Source organism: Lysinibacillus sp. fls2-241-R2A-57, assembly GCF_030209535.1.
GTDB lineage: Bacteria > Bacillota > Bacilli > Bacillales_A > Planococcaceae > Lysinibacillus.
Window position 1 is genome coordinate 1 of sequence record NZ_JARVRU010000102.1, and the last position, 1,573, is coordinate 1,573.

The 1,573-nt window shown below is 40.7% G+C and carries 1 protein-coding gene; it reads right to left on the reverse strand.

Annotated features, from left to right (window positions below; translation table 11 throughout):
* Positions 1-81: 81 nt before the first annotated feature.
* Complete coding sequence (gene ltrA, locus QRN68_RS16935; RefSeq protein ID WP_285398086.1) at positions 82-1,347, reverse strand: group II intron reverse transcriptase/maturase; 1,266 nt, start codon at positions 1,345-1,347, stop codon at positions 82-84.
* Positions 1,348-1,573 lie beyond the last annotated feature (226 nt).

Consider the following 1,573-nt stretch of genomic DNA (forward strand, 5'->3'; position numbering starts at 1 on the left):
AAATCGAGTAGGAGGAGGTGATTAACCTCCGACCTCTCACACCTCCGTACATACGGATCCGTATACGGCGGTTCAAAAGTTTTATGGATTTAAAATGATTTGGGAGAGGCTTTTTAGATTTTGTTTCTCCCAGTATTTATTAGCTAGGGCTCTATTTATGATTGGATTATTAGATGAACGCCAATATCCCTTTCGGGTATTTGCCATTCTGTAAGCGTCGTTCGAGCGGATACCAAGTTTCTTAAGGTTGCGATACTTGGTTTTGGTTTTCTTCCATTCTTTCCATCGACACGCTCGCAGTCTTCGGCGTATATGGGCATCCATCTTTTTAGCGTATTCACCAATGTCTCCGATTTTAAAGTAATTACCCCATCCCTGAATCAGGTAGTTGAGGTATTTAATTCTTTCCTCCATTCGCATGCTTCGATTACGATTCGTGAGGCGGCGGATTTTATCTTCCAATTTCTGTTTACTTTTCTTCGGCACGAATATCCTTGTTTGTTGCTTGCTTCGGTAAAAACTCACTCCTAAGAATGTCCGTGCGCTCGGCTTTCCCACTGCGGATTTCTCCTCATTTACCTTAAGCTTTAGTTTCTTTTCGATAAATGTTGTCATCCCTACTTTTACACGTTCTCCTGCTTTTAAACTTTTCACATAGATATTACAATCATCCGCGTAGCGAACGAATCTGTGACCTCTTTTTTCAAGCTCTTTATCTAATTCGTGGAGAAGGATATTACTAAGTAGTGGGCTCAGTGGACCACCTTGTGGCGTGCCTTCTTGGCTATGTACTATGACGCCATTTGCCATAGTACCAGCGTTGAGAAATTTACGGATTAACTTTAAAGTTGGCTTATCCTTAATATATCCCGCAACTAGGGACATCAGTTTATCGTGTTGAACACGGTCAAAGAATTTTTCCAGGTCCATGTCGACCACGAATTTATAGCCTTCATCCATATAAGATTGTGCTTGTGCAATTGCTTGGTGAGCACTTTTATTTGGACGAAAACCATAACTATAGTCACTGAATATTGGGTCGATGATTGGTGTTAAGATTTGAACAACTGCTTGTTGAATGACGCGGTCTGTTACAGTTGGAATCCCCAATTTTCTCGTATCACCATTTCCTTTTGGAATTTCTACCCTTCTTACTGGTTGCGGTGTATATTGCCCTGTTTGGATTTGACGAATAATCTTTTCTTTATTTTCTTTTAAGTATTGGCGTGTTGCTTCTATATCTTTCGCATCGACTCCAGCAGCACCTTTATTTCTACGTACCTTCTTAAAAGCTTCGTTTAGATTATGTCGGTCTGTTATTAAATAAATTAGTCCATTTGAATCCATATGTTCTCATGGTATAGGTATGCATATGAACAGTTCCACTCTTCTCGTTGCGCGATTCACGTTCTGCGTTTCAAGGCAACGGGAAGTCTTATGATTGGCTGTGTCTTCACTGTCATATAATGTGCCCTTCCATGTTCACTCCTTTCGTTCAGCCCTTCCCATTACTGGTACTATGGCTTCTGCTGACTTCTGATGATTCAGCTATCTATCGCTAAATAGGTTCTGT

Bases quoted from the DNA above. Each gene is read 5' to 3' on its own strand.
- ltrA (WP_285398086.1), bottom strand. From the start codon at position 1,347: ATGGATTCAAATGGACTAATTTATTTAATAACAGACCGACATAATCTA.